The sequence below is a fragment of the Acinetobacter sp. ANC 3903 genome (assembly GCF_002135315.1).
Classification (GTDB): domain Bacteria; phylum Pseudomonadota; class Gammaproteobacteria; order Pseudomonadales; family Moraxellaceae; genus Acinetobacter.
Genome location: NZ_NEGA01000011.1, coordinates 1 through 19575, shown reverse-complemented (window position 1 = coordinate 19575; position 19575 = coordinate 1). Strand labels below are relative to the sequence as shown.

Genomic DNA, 19575 nt, shown 5'->3' with positions numbered 1-19575 from the left:
TTGCATCGGTAAAAAATAAAAACTGCTTCAGTTGAATTGATAAATGGCTTTTAAATTGCATGCATGTGAATTACTCTAAGCACAATTCTTATAGGTTTGTTTGAATAATGTCTGATTTTTTGATTGATGAAGAGTTACTTGCTGCCATCGATATGGGGTCGAACAGTTTCCATCTTGCCATAGCACGTGTAGATCATGGCGAAGTAAAAAAAGTGGCTTCAATGTCAGAAAAAGTACAATTGGCAGCAGGCTTGGACGAAAATAAAAACCTGACTGAAGCGGCACAGCAACGCGGATTGGCATGCTTGGCACGTTTTGTTGGGCGTTTAAGTTCAGTTCAGCCCAATCGTTTGCGTATTGTGGCAACCAATGCTTTGCGTCAGGCCAAAAACGGCCATGAATTCATTCAAAAAGCCGCAGAGATTTTACCCAAACCGATAGAAATTATTGCCGGTCGTGAAGAAGCCCGTCTGATTTATTTGGGCGTATCCCATACTATGGCCAATAGTGGCCGTCGCCTGGTGATTGATATTGGTGGTGGATCAACTGAACTGATTATTGGTGAAGCCTTCGAGCCGATTCACACTGAATCTGTCCAAATGGGCTGTGTGGCCTTTACCAAAGCCTATTTTATGGATGGTGAGATCAACCAGAAAAGTTTCGACAAAGCCGTGACTGCAGCACGCAAGGAAATATCCGGTATTGCCAATACTTATAAAGCAGCAGGCTGGGATACCGTGGTCGGTTCCAGCGGAACCATTAAGGCTTGTCGTCAAATTACCGTGAATATGGGCTGGAGCAATGAAAAAGAAGAGCTCACCCGTGAAGGCCTGGAAAAACTTAAAGATAAGCTGCTTAAATATAAGCATGTCACTGAAATGGAATTTGATGGTTTAAAAGAAGACCGTCGAGCAGTTTTGCCAGCAGGCGTTGCCATTTTATATGCTGTGTTTGAAGTGCTGGGTTTGAATAAACTGGTTTATTCAGATGGCGCGCTACGTGAAGGGGTCATGTATGACCTGCTTGGTCGTTTCCAGCATGAAGACGTTCGTGACCGTTCTGTGCATGCTTTAATGGGACGCTATAACGCAGATAGCAAACAGGCTGAGCGTGTAGTCAATACGGCACAGCAATTGTTTAATGGTGTCGCGAAATCTCTAAATTTAACTAATGATGACAGTGACTTACTGCGTCGTGCTGCATATTTGCATGAGATTGGCCTGGCGATTAGTCACAGTGGTTACCATCGCCATGGGGCTTATTTGCTGCAGCATTCGGATATTCCGGGTTTCTCGCAAATTGACCAAAATCATTTGTCACATTTGGTCGCTCATCATCGTCGTAAACTTCGTGGCGATGCCCGTGTGGATGTCTCAAAAGTCGGTGGTAGCAAACTTGTGTACTTATGTCTATTGCTACGATTAGCCGTTTTGCTGAATCATAGTCGTAGCGATGAGATGCTTCCTGCCATTGAATTAAGTGTCATCAATGAGCAACAATGGCAACTCAGCGTTTCTGGCGATGCCAAACAATGGCCTTTGCTTGTAGCAGACTTGCATGATGAACAGGTGCAGTTTAAGCATTGGGATATTGAATTGAATATTCAGTCGGAACAATTTATCTATTAACAAGTGATTGGTTAACAAGTTATTGTTAATTTAGGGATAATGGTCGACCTATGAAAAATAAAGCTGCTCAATCTAAAGCATGGACAACGGTTCAAATTGCACGTCACCCAGAACGTCCGCAATTCTTGGATTATGTTGGTGAAATCTTCACTGAATTCGATGCTTTACATGGAGATCGGGTATTTGGTGACGATGGTGCAATGATCGGTGGCTTGGCACGTTTTAATGGTCAGCCGGTGATGATTGTTGGGCAACATCGTGGTCGCAGCACTCGTGAAAAATTGCAACACAACTTCGGCATGAGTAATCCAGAAGGCTATCGTAAATCGCAGCGTTTACTGGACATGGCTGAACGTTTCAACCTGCCGGTATTTACCTTTATCGATACCATGGGTGCATATCCAGGTGTGGGTGCGGAAGAACGCGGCCAGGCAGAAGCCATTGCCACCAGCCTTGCACAACTCTCAAGCCTAAAAGTTCCGGTAATTGCAACCGTACTTGGTGAAGGTGGTTCAGGCGGTGCACTCGGTATTGGTGTAGCAGATCGCGTGATCATGCTATCTCACAGTATTTATTCAGTGATTTCTCCTGAAGGTTGTGCATCCATTTTGTGGAAAACAGCTGAAAAAGCTGAACAAGCCAGTGAAGCCTTGGCATTGACTGCTGAAAAACTACAAAAAATGGGTATTGTTGAATATGTAGTGGATGAAGGTGAAGGCGCACATTTACAGCCTGAACAAGTGATGCAAAATCTTAAAGATGTGTTACAACAAGCTTTAGAAGAATTGCAATCGATGGATGCGAATGAAAGATGCGAAGCACGTTACCAGCGTTTAATGAAGTTTGGCAGCGACAATTCCGGTCTAGCGTCTTAAAGCAAATTCAGTGCTTTCCTCCAGAAAGCACTTTCTTGATTGGATGTAGTGGCGGCATGGATTCCATGCTGCTACTGTATTTAATGTCTGATTTATTTCCCAAAAAAATCCGTGCCATTTATATTGATCACCAATTGCAAAGTATCAGTGCAGATTGGGGCCAGTTTGTGTCTGATCAATGTGCAGTGCTAAATGTAGCCTGTATTGTCGAAGCAGTTGAAGTACAAGAGGGGAACCTGGAACATCAGGCACGCAATGCACGTTATCAGGCTTATTCCAAGCATTTAAAGCCCCATGAAATTTTGGTCTTGGCGCATCATCAGCAAGATCAGGCCGAAACCTTAATCTTGCGACTGCTTTCTGGTGCAGGGGTGCATGGCTTGGCTGCCATGAAACAGGTGGATGTTCGTGAGCAATTCACCATCTGGCGACCGCTACTCGATATTTCCCGTGAGCAGATTTGCCAATGGGCGGCACAGCTTGATGTGCAAAATATTGAAGATCCCACCAATTTAGATACCCATTATGATCGGGCCTGGTGTCGTCATGAACTGTGGCCTATATTGCAAAAACGTTATCCAAAAATGCAGCAGGCACTCAGCCGCACCAGCTATTTAATGCAGGATGCGGAAGATATTTTGCTGGATGTGCTACAGCAAGATCTAAACGATTGTGGTTCGATCACTGAACTGGATTTAACAGAATTATCCCAACTATCTACAGCACGGCAAAGACAGCTTTTATCGGTATGGATGAAAGGGCAGGATACCTATCGCCCCAGCTTTGAGATGGTGGAACGCTTGTTGCAAGAAGTGATTGAATCCAAATCTGATGCACAGGCAGCATTGCACTGGAACCAGTTTTATTATGTGCGTTATCAGCAAAAACTTTTCCGTTTAAGTGCTGAAGAATATCTGGCTGAAAAAAATGCAAGCCATATTTTAGAACAAACAATCCAGCTGGAATTGGGCCAAAAGGTTGATGTCCTCTCTGGTCAATATTTTCCTGAAACTGCAGCAATAGGCCTGGCAGTATCATTGCTCGGTAAAAAACTGGATCTGGTGATGCGTCAAGGTGGAGAAAAAATCCATTTATATGGACGGGTAGGAGCTTGGCCGTTAAAAAAAGCCATTCAGGAAGCACAAATTTTTCCCTGGCAGCGTTATAGAATTCAAATATTAAGCATAGATAATGTTATGCTTGGTGTTTTTACACCAAAAGGGTTTTGGTTAGCTCAATCTGAATATTGTGAAATCGGTGGTTGGCAACCAAATTTAATCTCTTAGTTAAAAAATTCTAAGTCGAGTATAAATCCATGAGTGCAGCTTTAAATTGTAATATTAGTTTTATTGGCGGCGGCAATATGGCGCAAGCCTTGATTGGCGGACTGATTTCGCGCGGTTTGCCTCCAACTCGTATTACAGTTTCAGATCCGGTAGAAAAAGTACGTGCTTTATTAGCAGAAAAAGATCTACACGTAACTGATGACAATGCTGCAGCCATTCGTGATGCCGATATCGTACTTTTCGCAGTGAAGCCGCAAGTATTGGCGAGTGTATTAAAACCTCTTAAAGGTTTGTTTGAAGGCAAACTGGTGATGTCGATTGTGGCGGGGGCTGAAATTGCCACGATTGCCAATTTATTAGATACCAATCGAATTGTCCGGGTGATGCCGAATACACCGGCTTTGGTTCAAACCGGAGCGCATGGTTTATATGCAACTGATGCTGTGGATGCCCAAGACCGTGAACTTGCTAGCCAGGTTTTAGCGGCAACAGGTTTAACCATTTGGGTCAATTCCGAAGAACAGATTGATGCAGTCACTGCAGTGTCTGGTTCGGGTCCAGCTTATTTCTTCTATATGATGGAAAGCATGATTCGTGCAGGTAAAAACCTGGGATTGGATGAAAAAGTGGCAACTGCTTTGACGCTGCAAACAGCTTTGGGTGCTGCACAAATGGCAATTACCAGTGCAAATTCACCAGCTGAATTGCGTAAAAATGTGACCTCTCCAAACGGCACAACTCAAGCTGCACTCGAAGTATTCGATCGCGCGCAAATCTCTCAAAATATTCAGGCCGCTTTGGCTGCAGCCCAAAAGCGCAGTCAAGAACTTGCTCAAGAGCTAAGTGAAAGTAGCAAATAACTCGTTTTTATTTAGGAAAGTTCCAGTATGGGTGCAAACTCTGCGCTGATTTTTGGCATTATCATTAACGTAGCGATTTTGCTCGTATTCTTCCGTTTTCTTATGCAACTTGCAGCAGTGAACGCTTATAATCCGGTAGTAATGTCTACGGTGAAAGCAACGAAAATTGTCGATGTTTTTGGGCGTATTTTCCCCACGGTGGCAAAAGGTCGTGTCAATTTGGCAGCCTTGGCCTTGGTGGTGATTTTATATTTACTCAAGATTTTTGGGGTGATGTATCTATCAGGCGCCATGCCGAACAGTCCGGTGCATCTGGTGATTTTGACTTTTGTCACCATGATTCAGGACCTGATCCGTTTCTGTCGTTACTTAATTTTTGCAACGATTATTTTAAGCTGGGTGGTGATGTTTACTCAATCTCGCTCGCCTTATATTGAGGTAATTCAGGAACTGGCAGAACCCTTATTGGCTCCGTTCCGCCGTATCTTGCCGAATATGGGCATGATTGACCTGTCGCCAATCATTGCATTTCTGGCATTGTATATTGCTGAAATTATTATGAATGAAGTCGCGATTGTGCTTTTGACTGGGCTTTAAAGTTTAGACAGTAAAATCTAGACAATAAAAAAGGACTCGATGGAGTCCTTTTTTATTGTCTGTTAAAACGCGCTATGGAAAATATTGACAGTTCCTCTCCCTGAGCAAACTTGAAAGCACTGCTTTCAAGTAAAGCGCAAGAGAGGTTAGGAGAGGGTAAATTATCAGATAGATACCAATTATTTGTCTTAATAAAAAGATTTAATTCTAGTTTTATTTGGGAAACCCTCATCCCAGCCTTCTCCCAGAGGGAGAAGGAGCTTTAAAAGCGAGAAGGAACTTAATACAAGATTAATGCGCCTCATCCCAGTTATTGCCCTTACCGACTTCCACAATTAATGGTACTGAAAGTTTCACCACCGATTGCATCACTTCAGCCAGTTTTGGTGCCAGTTCATCGGCAATGTCGGCATCAACTTCAAACACCAATTCATCGTGTACTTGCAGTAACATTTTGGCTTGGTCTTTAGGCAGCATTTTATCCACTTCAACCATGGCCAGTTTAATGATGTCGGCTGCACTTCCTTGCAATGGTGCATTGATGGCAGCACGTTCGGCGCCCTTACGTACCATCATGTTACGCGCATCAATATCAGGCGTATACAGACGACGGCCTAAAATAGTTTCCACAAAACCTTGTTCCAGTGCCACCTGACGAGTACGTTGCATATACTCATAAATACCCGGATAACGATGGAAATATTGCTTGATATAGTTTTGTGATTCTTCCCGGGTAAAGCCCAATTGACGAATCAGGCCAAATTCAGACATGCCATAGAGTAAACCAAAGTTTACCGCTTTAGCCTGACGACGCTGGTCATTGGTCACATCTTCCAGCGCAATACCCAGAACTTCAGCAGCGGTACGGCGATGTACATCCTGACCATGCTTAAATGCATCAACAAGCGCTTCATCCTGGGAAAGATGTGCCATTAAACGCAGTTCAATTTGTGAATAATCGGCAGCAAGTAATACCCGACCTTCAGGTGCGATAAAGGCTTTACGAATCTGACGGCCAATTTCTTCACGCACAGGAATGTTTTGCAGGTTGGGATCTGTTGATGACAAACGTCCGGTTGCAGTCAGGGCCTGATGGTAGCTGGTATGCACACGACCACTGTCATTATTGGCCTGTTTTTGCAGACCGTCGGTATAGGTGCTTTTCAGTTTGGACAGACCACGGTATTGCAGAATCAAATCGGTAATCGGGTGATCGATTTTTTCCAGAATACTTTCGCTGGTACTGTATTGGCCGGTCGAAGTTTTCTTGCCGCCTTTGAGTCCCAGTTTATCAAACAGGATTTCACCGACCTGTTTTGGCGAGCTGACATTAAACGGCTGTCCGGCCAAGTCAGTAATCTGGCTTTCCAGATTTTGAATGGTATTGGAAAAATCCACACTCAATTGATCCAGGAATTTCAGATCCAGTTCAATGCCGTTTTCTTCCATGAGGGTCAGCACGCGTGCCACCGGCATTTCAATATTGTGCAAAATATTGTTCAGCTCAGGGATGGCCTGTAACTTTTTCGACAGTACTTCATACAGACGATAAGTGACATGCGCATCTTCAGCAGCATAATGTGCAGCGGTTTCAATTTCGATCTGGTTAAAGGTTTTCTGTTTGGCACCTTTACCGGCGACCTGTTCAAAGGTCGTGGTCAAATGACTCAGATAGACCCGCGCTACATCATCCATGCCGTGACGGGTCGCCACAGAATTTAAAACGTAAGATGCCAGCATGGTGTCGAAATACCAGCCTTGCAGTTCAATACCATGATTTTGCAGGATATGGGCATCATATTTTAGATGATGGCCAATTTTTTCAACCGCAGGATTTTCTAAAATTGGTTTGATTTGCGCCAGGATGGTTTCACGATTCAGCTGCTCAGGTGCACCTTCGTAGTCATGAGTCAGCGGAATGTAATAGGCATCCTGTGCATCAAATGCCAGTGAAAAGCCGACCATCTCGGCAATACGATAATCCAGGCTGGTGGTTTCGGTATCAAAGGCAAAGCGTTTTTCAGTACTGAAACGAGTAAACAGGTTGTCCCAGTCAGCCTGAGTTAAGATGGTATGGTAGTTGGCTTTGCCAAGTTGATCATCAACACTGGTCAGCTCTGCCTGATCTTCAGTTTCAATGACGACTTCTGAGTGCGCAGATTTTTCAATCACTTTAGAGGTCTGTTTATAAACCGAATTATTCGGATTGTTAGGATGATCGAGCGACTGTAACTGGTTACGGAATTCAAGCTCGGTATAGAGTCGGCGCAGTTCTTCCACATTCGGATCGCAAATTTTCAGATCTTCATAACAAAGACCCATTTCCAGATCGCAGACAATACTGGCCAATTGATGATCTAGAGTAATGCCTTCAACATTGTCTTTAATGCTCTGACCGACTTTACCTTTAATTTTATCGACATTTTCTAAAATGCCACCAATGGAACCGTATTCAGTTAACAGTTTGGCCGCAGTTTTAGCCCCGACACCGGGTACGCCACGGATACCGTCCGAAGCATCGCCCATCAAGGTCAAATAATCGATAATCTGGTTTGGCCATACCCCGAATTTTTCAAACACGCCATCGACATCCATCGGCTTGTCTTTAAAGCTGTCTTCCAAAGTCACTTTGTCGGTGACCAATTGCGCCATGTCTTTATCGCCGGTAGAGATCAGCACTTGATAACCCTTGGCTTCTGCACGTTTAGCCAGAGTGCCAATCACGTCATCTGCTTCTGCACCGGGAAGGGTATGCAAAGGAATACCCAAGGCACGAATCAGGTTATGAAGATAGGGAATCTGTTGCGACAATTCATCCGGCATGCTCGGACGGTCACCTTTATAAATCGGTGAAAGTGCATGACGGAACGTCGGTTCAGGCGTATCGAAAATCACCGCCATATGTGTAGGCTGGATACGGCGCATCAATTTTTGAATCGCAGAAATGGCACCACGAATTGCGTTGGTCTGTAAACCCGTAGAAGTGGTTAGTGGTGGCAGTGCATGGTACGCACGAAATAAAAAATATGAGCCATCGACCAAAACAAATGGTGGCATTGAAAGATTCCTAATTCAAATATCGGCCTTATTGTACGTGATTTTTCATCTGAACATAGACACCCGATCAAAGTTGCATGTTACCGAATATCTGATGAATGCTTAAAAATCAAGGGCAGAGCTGTTGTATCATCAAGTCAACAGGGACTGAGATCGAGATAAGATGCGGAAAGAGCAGAGCGAAATCCGGATGATTTGGCTGATGGTATTGATTATTGTGGGTGTGGGAGCCTGGTTTCTGGAAGCACAGCTATTGACCTATCTCTGTGGCTTGGCCTTTGCCATGAGCCTGATGCAATATGTCGATGCCATCCAGACACCGGCAATGCAACTTGCAGAAAATGCTCATCTTGCTGTTCAGGAAACTTCGAAAGTTCCGCTCTATCTGGCTTCCATTACCGCTATTGTCGGCGGTGTCATGGACTGGGGGTTTGTGATTGGTCTGGGCATTACCGTGTGGATTTTTTTCTTTCTCAGATGGTTACGTCATTTAGAAGGTTTATTAAATCAGGTGCAGGCACGTTTTCATTCAGTACAAATCGAGCCTACTGAAACCCTTGTTTCTCAGCCTGTTCAAAATCCGCTCGCACAACGTCCTGCGACGCAAAGGTCATCTCCAGCATCTGGACTGATGGATCAGCTACAGCAATGGATTTTTCAAGGTAATCCGGTTTTAAAAGTGGCCATCCTGGTGCTGGTGATTGGGGTTGTGTTATTGCTACGTTTTGCCACCGAACATTGGCAACTCAGTCTTGCAGCCAAATTAGCCATTGTGGCGGGCATCAGCGGCTTGGTGACGGTACTGGGTTATAGGCTACAAACAAAAAACCGCAGTTTTGCCCTAGCCTTGGAAGGTCTGGGGTTAGCCGCATTGTTTTTGACCTTATTTTTTGCCTATTACAATGCGGTGATCCCGACTCTGGCAATTGCCGGATTATGTTTTGCTCTCATTATGGGCATGACCCTGATCCTCAGCCTAAAACAGCAATCGGTAGAACTGGCTCTGATGGCAATGATCATTGCCTATATTGCGCCTTTTACCTTGCCAGTCCGTAATGCAACCGCCACTGAATTGATGACTTATTATGTGGTGATTAATCTGGCTGTGGTGGTGTTAAGTACCCTGCATCCGTGGAAAATCCTGAATCAAATCGCCTTTTTAATGACGGTCATTGTCGGAGGGGGGTATGCGTTTTATCAGGCTGAAGAACAGGAAAAGAATGCTTTAACGGTGTTGGTCTGGGTACATAGCGCCATCTTTATCTGGCTCAGTTTTCGTTTTAGCCAGCTCATGGCCAAAGAGGATCTGGCTCAATTTAAGCTCAAACCGGTATTGGATATTGCCCTGATTTTTGCCGCACCCATTGTCGGTTATATTTTTATTTACTTAATCCATTTTGAAGAAAGGTGGTGGCAAGCTGGTAGCAGTCTGGCATTTGCCGCTGTTTATGCAGGCCTCTATCAACTGTCCAGACGTAATCAGGCGGTGCAGCTGATTTCGCAAAGCTATTTTAGTTTAATGCTAATTTTTCTGGCCTTAATTCCGCCTATTCTTTTAACCGAGCAATGGAGTGTAATTGGCTGGGCGGTAGAAGGATTGGTGATTTTTTTCTATGCCTTGTATCGCCAGTCGCAGATCAGCCGTTATCTTGCCATGGGCTTGTTGATCGTTGCCGGATTATCCAGCTTTTATTATCTGGTCGAGCTGAATGAATTTCCACGTGAAATGTACTGGGGATTGTGCCTGAGTTATTTTGCTGTGGTCTTGGTGGCGAATAGCCGGGAATCCTTTAGACAGCAGCTGAGCAATTCAACCATTGCTTTTCACTGTTTGCAAATGCTGTCGGCCACCACCATGTTGCTGGTTTTATTGCTGGATGCAATAGACAGTGCAGACCAAATGGTGATGACGCTATTGATTGCGAGTAGCGTATATCTGCTGATGAATGAAGTCATGCTGCGTTGCAAAGCCACCTGGACCTGGCTATTTCCAAAATGGCTGGGCTTGATTCCAGTCTTTGTTTTTGCCCTGATTATTGTGATTGATCAGAGCAAACAGGGCATGATTGTTTGGGATTCGGCTTTTGACCGCTTTGGTTTTGCATTATCAGGCTTGATATTAACCGTATTGTGGCTTCGTCCGCTGCTGGGCGTGCGAAATGAAAAAGAGTGGGTGAGTTTTGGCACATTGACCAGTCTGGCGATGGCCAGTTTAAGTTTTGTGCCGGGCATGCCTTATATCAGTGTGGTGATTTTGCCTTTAGGTTTCTGTGCCTGGTGTTATTGGCAGGTGAATAATCCTGACTGGAAAATGTTCTGGCAGGCACGCAGTAGTTTGTTGTTGATGGCCACATGGATTATCTGTTCGCAACTGTTTACCCAGCAGGCTTTTCAGGGCTATATCTTGCCGATTATTAATCCTTTTGATCTGGTTAGTATAGCCATGCTGGCAGGTTTTATCTGGATGTTGTCCTTGCAAATTAAAATCGGTCTCGACAAAGGAATTGTCGCGGTGTTGATGGTGTTCAGCCTGCTCTGGCTCAGCAGTTATATTGTACTGCGTGCATTACACATATATTTGGGCACGCCGTTTAATGAACTGGCTGTGTGGGGAAATGCGACCGTTCAACTGAGCCTGACTTTACTCTGGGTCGGTTTGGCTTTTATGACCATGAGTCTTGCCAGTCGCAAGCAATTACGTTCAGTCTGGATTCTGGGTGGCAGTATTCTGGTGATGGTGACCTTGAAACTGGTGTTGTTCGACCTATCGCATATCGGTACTTTAACCCGGGTGATTTCATTTTTAGGCGCAGGTTTTGTGATGCTGGTAATTGCCTATATTGCACCGATTCCTGAACATCATCTGAATGAAAAATCCCCCTAAATCCCCCTTTGATAAAGGGGGGACTAAATCTGAATTATTTTTAATTGATTTCTCCCTCCTTTTTTAAAGGAGGGCTAGGGGAGGATTAAATGATTAAAACAACTATTTTAATCCCGCCTCACGTTTTACTTCTTTGGCATTGGCATATTGATCAATGTCTTCTTCATTTAAAGGCTGAGCATTCGCAGGGCGATCAACAAAGCCCATTTTCGGGACTGGAATTTCAATTTGATTGGCCACAAAGCCATTACGAATGCGTTCTTGCATCTCATCCCGAACTTTCAGAAAGTTTTCACGATCACACCAGATGGCAAATAACAGTTCAATGGATGATTCGCGGAAGGCAGTTACGGTCACCGCCGGCTTCGGATCCGCTAAAACCAGCGGATACTTATTGGCAACATCCAGCAAGACTTCCCGAACTTTGATGATGTCTTCATGAAAGTTGATGGCCAGAGTAATCGGAATACGCCGAATCGGAAATTTGGACAGGTTATACACCGGTGCACGAATCAGCTGTTCATTCGGTACGCGCACATAGACATTGTCCTGAGTCAGTAGTTTCACTGAAAGCAAATCAATCGAAATTACTTCACCTTCAATGGTATGGCCGCGAATCAAGGTCATTTGTACCGTGTCACCAATTTCAAAAGAACCTTCACCAATCAGGAATAAACCGCTGATGAGGTTGGAAGCAGATGTTTGTGAAGCAAAACCCAGTGCTACCGTTAAAATCCCAGCCGCACCCAAAAACACGCTCAGTTTAAAACCGGCTTCTTTTAAGCTCGCCATCACAAAAATCAGGAAGATGAAATAAAATATGCCGCGTCGCCAAACCAGACTTTGATGGGCATTAAAGCGTGAGCCAACAGTGCGGATAAAGGTGTTGGAGACAAAACGTGCAATTAAAAAGCCAATAAGACACAGTACGATGGCAACGATAATTTCAGTCAGGCGTTCTGTGTTGATATTGGTAAAAATACTTTTGAGGCTGCTGGTAATTTCTTTTGGGATATTCGAATCTGCCATATTGCCGCCCTAGAAAAATGAATCAAACATGTTGAACAATGCACTTGCCTGTTCACGTGGTGGATGGACATACATCACTTCACCCGCATGAGGAGGGGTGCGGTTTTCAATGCGAATGCGCGGAGGTTTATCCAAACCTTCATGCAGTACCTTAATCTGTGAGGTCCATAAACGACCGGTACTTTCACTATAAAATAGCGGTAGGGCAGAAACCGGTACATTCATGCGGTCAAAGCGTAACTGCTGATGACTGGTATTATGAAACTCAATCGGTGTAACCGCACGAAAGGCACGAGGTTTTAGCTGATGTAACTCGGTACGTCCATCAACCGCAGTGGCATAGCAAATTTCCCCATGACGGTGATTAGGACCAAACCAGGTATCTTTAGGCAGAATCACCGGTATATCAAACAGCGGGTCTTTTTGCCCCTCGACAAAACCGGCAATCCATAAAGGCGTACTGATATACAGGGTCCCGCGTTGTCCAGCCGGAATATAAATCGGATCGACCGGTTTAATCACTACCGAGCGATCAGCCAGACGCGGCATCAGCTGTATTTTATGCTGTGTCGACTTGAACATGTAACGTTCTATTTTCACCGGTTGCGGAAAGGCAAAATTGGGATCTTCAATTTCATGCCACTTTTGTTCATAGTCGTACTGCACCTGTGGACGATGATATTCCAGGCGCCATTCTTGCAGGCCACGGGTCAGGCGAAACAGCAATGAACCAAATTGCCAGGCTTTGGGCTGATTTAATTCAAAATGATATTCACCCCACCATTTCAAATGGGGGTGATCTGATTCAATCAATTCATTGTTTTTAGACAACGGCACATTTCCTTTATTGCTTAATCAGTAAAAACAGACTTCACGCTGCCATATGCTTAGAGTACACTCAAATCAATTTATTCATCATTATAAACTTTGATGCAAATACTTAAACAATTACAAATACCTTATAGTTTTGCCAAGCGTCATGGCGTGTTGCTTCGATACGAGGGTGATCAGGCTTTTATTGTGCGCCGTGAAAATACGCCGTTGCTGGCTATTCAGGAAGCACGCCGCTATTTGGGCCATCCTGCACAGCACCAGTTGTGTAGCGAACAGGAATTTCACCAGCTGCTCAGTTCCAGTTTTGCCGGTGATACCGGTGAATCGCAACAAGTGGCAGCCGGTCTGGAAGATCATCCGGATTTACTCAGTCTGGCAGATTCGGTGCCGGAAGCTGAAGACTTAATGGATCAGGAAGATGATGCACCGATTGTACGACTGATCAATGCCTTATTGTCTGAAGCCATCCGCGTGGGTGCATCGGATATCCATATTGAATCCTTCGAGAAAAAATTGTCGGTGCGTTTACGTGTTGATGGTCAACTGCGTGAGATTGTGCAGCCGCGCCGTGAACTGGCACCGCTTTTGGTGTCACGGATTAAGGTCATGGCCAAGCTGGACATTGCCGAAAAACGTATTCCGCAAGATGGCCGTATCTCTTTAAGGTTGGCAGGACGTGAGGTGGATGTCCGTGTTTCAACCTTGCCGTCATCGCATGGTGAACGTGTGGTAATGCGTTTGCTGGACAAGCAAGCCGGACGTTTGAATATGACCCATCTTGGTTTGATGCAAGCTGATTATGATCGACTGACTCATCTGGTGCATCGTCCACACGGCATTATTTTGGTGACCGGCCCTACTGGTTCGGGTAAAACCACCACACTTTATGCTGCCTTGTCAGATTTAAATGATGGCTCACAAAATATTTTGACTGCGGAAGATCCGATTGAGTATCAACTGGAAGGGATTGGTCAGACTCAAGTTAATAGCAAAGTAGATATGACCTTTGCCCGTGCTTTAAAAGCTATGCTGCGTCAGGATCCTGATGTGGTGATGGTCGGTGAGATTCGTGACTTGGAAACGGCCGAGATTGCAGTGCAAGCTTCTTTAACCGGTCACTTGGTGCTTTCAACTCTGCATACCAATACAGCAATTGGTGCAGTCACCCGTTTAAAAGATATGGGCATTGAACCGTTTTTGCTGGCCAGTTCCTTAATTGGGGTGATCGCGCAGCGTTTGGTACGTACCTTATGCTCACGTTGTGCAACCTGGCATGATGCGGATGCGTTTGAAACCGAAATTTTCAGACATCTGGATGTCGGAGCTGAACTGAAGTTACCAAAACCGAAAGGTTGTGATCACTGCTCGCATAGCGGTTTTATGGGGCGTACAGCGATTTATGAAATTGTCCCTGTAGATGAACCGATGCGCCGTCTGATCCATGGCAATGCTGCCGAATATGAACTTGAAACCTATGCACGTAAACAATCCGGTTCTATTCGCGATGATGGTTTACGTAAAGTACTGGCAGGGAAAACTACCTTGGAAGAAGTGCTGCGTGTGACCAATGAAGTAGCGGACTAAAACCAAGCTCTGTTTTCTGTTTATGATAAAAAAATTGCTGAACTTAGTAAAGTTCAGCAATTTTTTTATCAGTTGAGCACGAAATAGGATAGTCAGATTACCCAGATTACTTTGGGTTTCATTTTCATAAAACTTATGCCAAGTTCGAATCATCTCTAAAGTAAAAATATCTTAGATTTTAAGCTTTTTATATCTGTTAATGATGCTGTTAAAACTTTTTCAGCAAAGCATTTCTTAATAAAATTTGTTAAATTTCAGTTGGTTTTGGTAATCTCTGGATGGCTAGATTTACCTGGGATTTGTCTTGTTTTTCTAATTGAATCAGGCCAGTAGCTATAGCTCATATCAATGAGAGACTAAAGAAGGGATGAAAGGGCTCTATCCTAAAATGACCTGATTCATTTTAGGAGAGATTTAGATTCTACTTAGGTAATCGCATTTAACGTCACATTAATATTGCCACGTGTTGCATTTGAATAAGGGCAAACAATATTCGCAGCATCCACAAGTTTTTGTGCTTCAGCCTGATCCATACCCTCTAAATGAATATTCAAGGTTACTTCAATGCCGAAACCTGTCGGGATAGGGCCAATACCCACTTCACCTTCAATATAAGCATCTTTGCTGATATTCAATTTATCGCGACTGGCAACAAATTTCATTGCACCTAAAAAACACGCTGAATAACCTGCGGCAAACAGTTGTTCAGGATTGGTGCCACCACCAGAACCGCCCATTTCTTTAGGCACGGCTAGTTTCACATCTAAAATTCCATCCGATGAAATGGCACGTCCATCACGTCCGCCAGTTGCTTTTGCTGTATAGACCGCTTTTTCTAAAGGCATTGTTATGATCCCTGTACAGTTAATTGAGCTGTTATCGTGTGGGATTTTGATGAAAGAATAAGCAGTGATTTTGTAATTTTTATAGAAGAAAAATTTCGTGTAGAAGATGAGAGATTTTAATAATTGATCAGTTTACGATGTTGAATTAAAGGCATGGAGCTGCGAACAGTTTCCTGCTCAGATAAATCAAAAGGAACGGTAATTAAGCCTGCTCCTTCGTGGGTAATCATATCTAGAATCTGACCGCGGCTATTGCTTGCACCGGCATGACCCCAAGTCTGGCGTTTTTCACCATGCCAGCCTTGTTGAGCAGCTCCCAAAACCTGACATTGGCTATCCAGTGCACGCGCCTGTAACAGCAATTGCCAATGCATCTGGCCAGTTGTATAGGTAAATGCCGCAGGTGCAGTAAGTATATTTGCACCTTGCTGACGTAAAGTTAAGGCAAGTTCAGGAAAACGTAAGTCATAGCACACCATCAGCCCAATATTGCCAAATGGTGTTTTGGCAACCACTACATCGGTACCCGGCTCAAAGAACCGAGATTCCTGATAGCCACCGACAGCATCACCCACTTGTACATCAAACAGGTGAATCTTGTCATAACGTGCTTCAGTCCCTTCAGGGCTAATGCATAGACTGACAGTACGTACACGACCATCTGTAATGACGGAGCCATTTGGCCGGAATGGGCAGGGAAGTGTTCCTGCTACAATCCAGATTTGATATTGATGTGCCAGTTTTTCCAGGCGCTGCTGAAGAGTTTCAAACTGTGCTGCGGTCTCGCGTTGTTTTCCACCGGCAAAACAGATGAAGTTTTCCGGGAAAACAATCAGCTCTGCACCATCGGCTTTACTTTGTTGTATCAATGACTCGATCACGATGAAATTGGCTTCAATATCATCCTGGGAATTCATTTGTACAACAGAGAGTAAAGTCATAGTGTGAGCTCTAAATCATCATTTTTATGCGTTTTGCTGCGACACTTGTTCTAAGGTGTCTTGTTCTTTTTGTAATTGTTTCACCAAAGGTTCAAACATGTTTTGGTTACTTTCATTCAGTTTCATCAATGTTTTATGTGCATCTAAAACAGTGGTTAACATGGCGTTATGGGTAATGTGCTCTTCCATTAATTCACGGGTGCATACTTTCGGATCACCGCAATAATTCAAGATCACAAAAACCTGACCCAAGCCCATGCTATTGGCCAAGGTACTAATATCGGGATTAGTAGATAACATGACAGCCTGAATTTGATGGGTCTGTTTCAGCTTTAAACCAAGCTTGGCCAGAATGCCCAAAACAGTACTGTCAATGAATGTGGTTTGGGTCAAATCTACAATTGCCCCAACGACATTCGATTGCTGTTCAATTTTACTAAGGAGTTTGTCTAGACTGATGCAAGATTGGGCACGCACTTCACCAATAAGCTTAAAAATATGCGTTCCATTCAAGCTTGCATATTCAACATGACCTGTTGACATATAAATGCCATTTGCAGAGAAGGATTCTAAAATTATCACATAGGGTCACTACAGACTCAAGTAGCCAACAGTCGTAGTTTGCTTAGTTGAAAGTTAACGTATTGATTATATGATTAATTCATTCGGCGTAAACTTAAGATAGCAATGTCGTCTGCCACATGTTCAGGGGCCTGAAAGGATTGATTCTGCAAATGAAAGACTAATTTTTCAAATTGTTCATTCAGTCCGCCATTAAACGGTTCCAGCGCACCATCTGAACAAATAATAAACCGGGCATGTCGATTCAGCACACATTCGAACTCTTCCACTTCCAGGTCTTCAGTCAGCCCCAAAGGGAAACTGCTGGTGTTTAAAATTTTAGGCGGCTGATTGGGTTCAAAGATAATGGCAGGAGGATAATGTCCGGCACTGGACCAGCGTAATTGATGGGTTTCTAAATTAAGAACGCCTGCAATCATGGTGATGTGCTTTTCGATGTTTTCCTGAACCAGCATGCCATTGAGTTTTTTAATCAATTCACGTGGTGTTTTAGAGCGCCCATGAAAAGCCGCCATCCAGGATGTCAATAAACTGCTGGTGACGCCATGCCCAGAAACATCCGCCAGATAAAACATGATTTCTTTATCGCTGATTTTCCAGTAGTCATACCAGTCGCCAGACAGATAGGCAGAAGGTTGAAACAGGGTTTCAACTTTATAATTGATCAGTTCAATTGGATTGGGAAGCAAGCACTGTTGCAAATATGCCGCTGAGGGTAGGTCGCGGCTATCCTGATTGCGTTTGTATTGCGCATCAATTTTAAGTAAAGAATCACGTGGGTCACTGGGCAGTTTGTTCCAGATCCAGCCGGCTAAAGCACCCAATTCCCATGCCTGAGCCAATGCCGTTCCTTCATTTTCAAAAGCCAGGACGATGGTTGGGAGTGACCATTGGTAAGTCAGATAGTCTTGTACATCGGCAATCGCTAAAATTGTCGGATCATATAAATTAATATCATCTATGTGAATCATTTGCACACCGGGAAGTGCACTGAGTACCTGATCTAAATAAGGAATATTGCGAGTCGGTTGAATGAAATACATAAAGAAATTGTATGATCCTTAAATGGGTAACATCTAGAGTTGTACTATAACAATCTAATGATCAGCAAAGGAAGATGCTGTACTGATCATATTGCTATTAAATAGATACGATTTATTTGGTTGTGGTGTCTACGTCATCTTCTTGGATTTCATCATTGGATGAATCAGGATTACTTTGTTGATCTTGATCTTCATTGCTGTCCTGATCGTCTTCAATGAACATGGTTTCAGGTTCTAGACCTCTCTTTTCGGCAATAGAGAAATTTTTACGTTGTAAATAAATATCACGTATAGCCGAGTATTTATCACCTTGGAGTACATCTTCAATGTCTAAAAGCTGGGAGCGCGCATCAATACCACCTAACATTTGCTCACTCCAGTACACTCCATCACGATCTTCTAAAATATACTTTTGTGGACGGGCTTGACTATCTGCCACCAGACCTAAAGTATCACGGAAAGTGCTAGGGCCAAACACAGGCAGGACTAGATAAGGGCCAGAAGGAATACTGTAATAACCCAGCGTGGTACCAAAATTTTCTTCTTCTGTATATAAACCGATACGACGAGCAGGGTCGGCAAAGCCTAGGGTAGTTAGAGTGTTAATGGTAAAGCGACCTAAAGATTCCGCGGCACGAAGTGGACGGCCTTGAATCAACTGGTTTACTGCATTCCATGGTTCCCCTAGATTTTTACGAAACTGGCGATAAGAGCCACGTACTTCATTAGGGACTTTTTCCTTATATTGAATCGCAAGAGGGCGGGCAACGTTACGATCTAATACCTCATTAAAAGCAAAGATCTGTCTATTTAAAGGTTGTAATGGATCTTTCTGGTTTTCAGGTTGAGTTGCGCTTGCATCCACTTTCAAATCTTTGGCTTTAATATTTTTTAATTCTTTGAGAGCTTCAAGACGGGGAGGGTGGGTAGGAGAGGTTTGCGCTGTAGTAGAATCTAGCTCCGATGTTGCGTGAGGCTCAGCAGGATCGACTGAATCCTGTGCAAATACAGGAGATATTAATCCTAAAGATAAAAAGCTAGCCCAAATATAATGAAAGTGACGCATAAAAAATCCTAGAGCTTTATGGTAAGCCGATGCTTAAAGCTAAAAATACGTAATAAAATATATTAACAGGTCTTTGATCAGGCGTATTAAAACAAATTTGATCAAAATATGTAGGAAAAAATACCAAAACGACTAAAAAATATCCTGATGATGTGAAAAGTTAAAAATAGGGGTTGCAGGCCTCCTGAAATCCTGTAGAATGCACATCCATCGGCGGTGATGAAGATTAAAACTTCTGGTAAAACAGCAACTTAGCACGAAGTGTTAAGATTGGGTTTTAGAAAGAAAGTTTAAAATAATTTGAATTACTGATTGACACTGAGAATATCTAGTGTAATATAGCCGACCTAGCTTGCTGGTGACGAATCAGCAAGAAGATCATTAAGAGATTATGAAGAACAACTTGTGTGGATTTTTACTGGTTGATTGATCGAAATTATTTTCATTGATTGATGGTAGAAATG

16 protein-coding genes are annotated in these 19575 nt (G+C 43.6%); 7 read left to right on the top strand and 9 right to left on the bottom strand.

Translation table 11 applies throughout. From position 1 onward, the window contains the following. Positions 1-107: 107 nt before the first annotated feature. The 5 genes from ppx to B9T29_RS09925 are packed head-to-tail and all read left to right on the top strand — an operon-like array spanning position 108 to position 5246. Positions 108-1628: an exopolyphosphatase gene (gene ppx / locus B9T29_RS09945; protein WP_086175778.1), complete on the top strand. Its 1521-nt coding sequence runs from the start codon at positions 108-110 to the stop codon at positions 1626-1628. 50 nt (positions 1629-1678) lie between these two features. Continuing rightward, positions 1679-2503 carry an acetyl-CoA carboxylase carboxyltransferase subunit alpha gene (locus B9T29_RS09940; RefSeq protein WP_086175777.1) on the top strand — a complete coding sequence of 275 codons (825 nt, stop codon included), beginning with the start codon at positions 1679-1681 and terminating at the stop codon, positions 2501-2503. After that, the gene (tilS, locus tag B9T29_RS09935; RefSeq protein ID WP_086175776.1) at positions 2440-3789 is read left to right on the top strand and encodes a tRNA lysidine(34) synthetase TilS; all 1350 of its coding nucleotides are present in this window, start codon (positions 2440-2442) and stop codon (positions 3787-3789) included. The genes B9T29_RS09940 and tilS overlap by 64 nt, the downstream gene beginning before the upstream one ends. A 29-nt stretch (positions 3790-3818) precedes the next feature. Then, positions 3819-4649 carry a pyrroline-5-carboxylate reductase gene (gene proC, locus B9T29_RS09930; RefSeq protein ID WP_086175775.1) on the top strand — a complete coding sequence of 277 codons (831 nt, stop codon included), beginning with the start codon at positions 3819-3821 and terminating at the stop codon, positions 4647-4649. Between the two features lie 27 nt (positions 4650-4676). Further along, positions 4677-5246: a YggT family protein gene (locus tag B9T29_RS09925; RefSeq protein ID WP_086175774.1), complete on the top strand. Its 570-nt coding sequence runs from the start codon at positions 4677-4679 to the stop codon at positions 5244-5246. 291 nt (positions 5247-5537) lie between these two features. Here the strand turns inward: B9T29_RS09925 and polA are convergent, their stop codons facing one another. Then, positions 5538-8303, bottom strand: coding sequence for a DNA polymerase I (gene polA, locus B9T29_RS09920; RefSeq protein ID WP_086175773.1), 2766 nt, complete (start codon positions 8301-8303; stop codon positions 5538-5540). Between the two features lie 163 nt (positions 8304-8466). On the opposite strand from polA, the gene B9T29_RS09915 reads away from it, so the two are divergent. Beyond that, positions 8467-11187, top strand: coding sequence for a DUF2339 domain-containing protein (locus B9T29_RS09915; RefSeq protein WP_086175772.1), 2721 nt, complete (start codon positions 8467-8469; stop codon positions 11185-11187). Between the two features lie 102 nt (positions 11188-11289). Here B9T29_RS09915 and B9T29_RS09910 read toward each other — a convergent pair whose 3' ends face one another. Together B9T29_RS09910 and B9T29_RS09905 are read right to left on the bottom strand one after the other, a co-directional pair. Continuing rightward, positions 11290-12216 carry a mechanosensitive ion channel family protein gene (locus B9T29_RS09910; protein WP_086175771.1) on the bottom strand — a complete coding sequence of 309 codons (927 nt, stop codon included), beginning with the start codon at positions 12214-12216 and terminating at the stop codon, positions 11290-11292. 9 nt (positions 12217-12225) lie between these two features. Beyond that, complete coding sequence (locus tag B9T29_RS09905; RefSeq protein WP_086175770.1) at positions 12226-13047, bottom strand: hypothetical protein; 822 nt, start codon at positions 13045-13047, stop codon at positions 12226-12228. Between the two features lie 99 nt (positions 13048-13146). Between B9T29_RS09905 and gspE the strand changes: the two genes are divergently transcribed. Next, positions 13147-14634, top strand: a complete 1488-nt coding sequence (gene gspE, locus B9T29_RS09900) for a type II secretion system ATPase GspE (protein WP_086175769.1) — start codon at positions 13147-13149, stop codon at positions 14632-14634. Here the strand turns inward: gspE and B9T29_RS16830 are convergent. The 6 genes from B9T29_RS16830 to B9T29_RS09875 all read right to left on the bottom strand — a co-directional run bounded on the left by B9T29_RS16830 (position 14563) and on the right by B9T29_RS09875 (position 19111). Next, on the bottom strand, positions 14563-14787 hold the full coding sequence (locus B9T29_RS16830) for a DUF4951 domain-containing protein (protein WP_416202487.1): 225 nt from the start codon (positions 14785-14787) through the stop codon (positions 14563-14565). The genes gspE and B9T29_RS16830 overlap by 72 nt on opposite strands. A 272-nt stretch (positions 14788-15059) precedes the next feature. Beyond that, a complete protein-coding gene (locus tag B9T29_RS09895; protein ID WP_086175768.1) occupies positions 15060-15479 on the bottom strand; it encodes an organic hydroperoxide resistance protein in 420 nt (139 codons plus the stop codon). A 116-nt stretch (positions 15480-15595) separates the two neighbouring features. Next, the gene (locus B9T29_RS09890) at positions 15596-16420 is read right to left on the bottom strand and encodes a carbon-nitrogen hydrolase family protein (RefSeq protein ID WP_086175767.1); all 825 of its coding nucleotides are present in this window, start codon (positions 16418-16420) and stop codon (positions 15596-15598) included. A 24-nt stretch (positions 16421-16444) separates the two neighbouring features. Beyond that, positions 16445-16963, bottom strand: a complete 519-nt coding sequence (gene gigB / locus B9T29_RS09885; protein ID WP_086175766.1) for an anti-anti-sigma factor GigB — start codon at positions 16961-16963, stop codon at positions 16445-16447. Positions 16964-17076: 113 nt separating this feature from the next. Continuing rightward, positions 17077-18045, bottom strand: a complete 969-nt coding sequence (gene gigA / locus B9T29_RS09880) for an RsbU family protein phosphatase GigA (RefSeq protein WP_086175765.1) — start codon at positions 18043-18045, stop codon at positions 17077-17079. A gap of 112 nt (positions 18046-18157) precedes the next feature. Further along, entirely contained in the window at positions 18158-19111 is a 954-nt protein-coding gene (locus B9T29_RS09875) for a VacJ family lipoprotein (RefSeq protein ID WP_086175764.1), read from the bottom strand. Positions 19112-19575: the final 464 nt, after the last annotated feature.

Bases quoted from the DNA above. Each gene is read 5' to 3' on its own strand.
- B9T29_RS09890 (WP_086175767.1), bottom strand. From the start codon at position 16,420: ATGACTTTACTCTCTGTTGTACAAATGAATTCCCAGGATGATATTGAA.
- proC (WP_086175775.1), top strand. From the start codon at position 3,819: ATGAGTGCAGCTTTAAATTGTAATATTAGTTTTATTGGCGGCGGCAAT.
- gigB (WP_086175766.1), bottom strand. From the start codon at position 16,963: ATGTCAACAGGTCATGTTGAATATGCAAGCTTGAATGGAACGCATATT.
- gigA (WP_086175765.1), bottom strand. From the start codon at position 18,045: ATGTATTTCATTCAACCGACTCGCAATATTCCTTATTTAGATCAGGTA.
- B9T29_RS09910 (WP_086175771.1), bottom strand. From the start codon at position 12,216: ATGGCAGATTCGAATATCCCAAAAGAAATTACCAGCAGCCTCAAAAGT.
- B9T29_RS09940 (WP_086175777.1), top strand. From the start codon at position 1,679: ATGAAAAATAAAGCTGCTCAATCTAAAGCATGGACAACGGTTCAAATT.
- B9T29_RS09895 (WP_086175768.1), bottom strand. From the start codon at position 15,479: ATGCCTTTAGAAAAAGCGGTCTATACAGCAAAAGCAACTGGCGGACGT.
- ppx (WP_086175778.1), top strand. From the start codon at position 108: ATGTCTGATTTTTTGATTGATGAAGAGTTACTTGCTGCCATCGATATG.
- tilS (WP_086175776.1), top strand. From the start codon at position 2,440: ATGCGAAGCACGTTACCAGCGTTTAATGAAGTTTGGCAGCGACAATTC.
- gspE (WP_086175769.1), top strand. From the start codon at position 13,147: ATGCAAATACTTAAACAATTACAAATACCTTATAGTTTTGCCAAGCGT.
- polA (WP_086175773.1), bottom strand. From the start codon at position 8,303: ATGCCACCATTTGTTTTGGTCGATGGCTCATATTTTTTATTTCGTGCG.
- B9T29_RS09915 (WP_086175772.1), top strand. From the start codon at position 8,467: ATGCGGAAAGAGCAGAGCGAAATCCGGATGATTTGGCTGATGGTATTG.
- B9T29_RS09925 (WP_086175774.1), top strand. From the start codon at position 4,677: ATGGGTGCAAACTCTGCGCTGATTTTTGGCATTATCATTAACGTAGCG.
- B9T29_RS16830 (WP_416202487.1), bottom strand. From the start codon at position 14,787: ATGATTCGAACTTGGCATAAGTTTTATGAAAATGAAACCCAAAGTAAT.
- B9T29_RS09875 (WP_086175764.1), bottom strand. From the start codon at position 19,111: ATGCGTCACTTTCATTATATTTGGGCTAGCTTTTTATCTTTAGGATTA.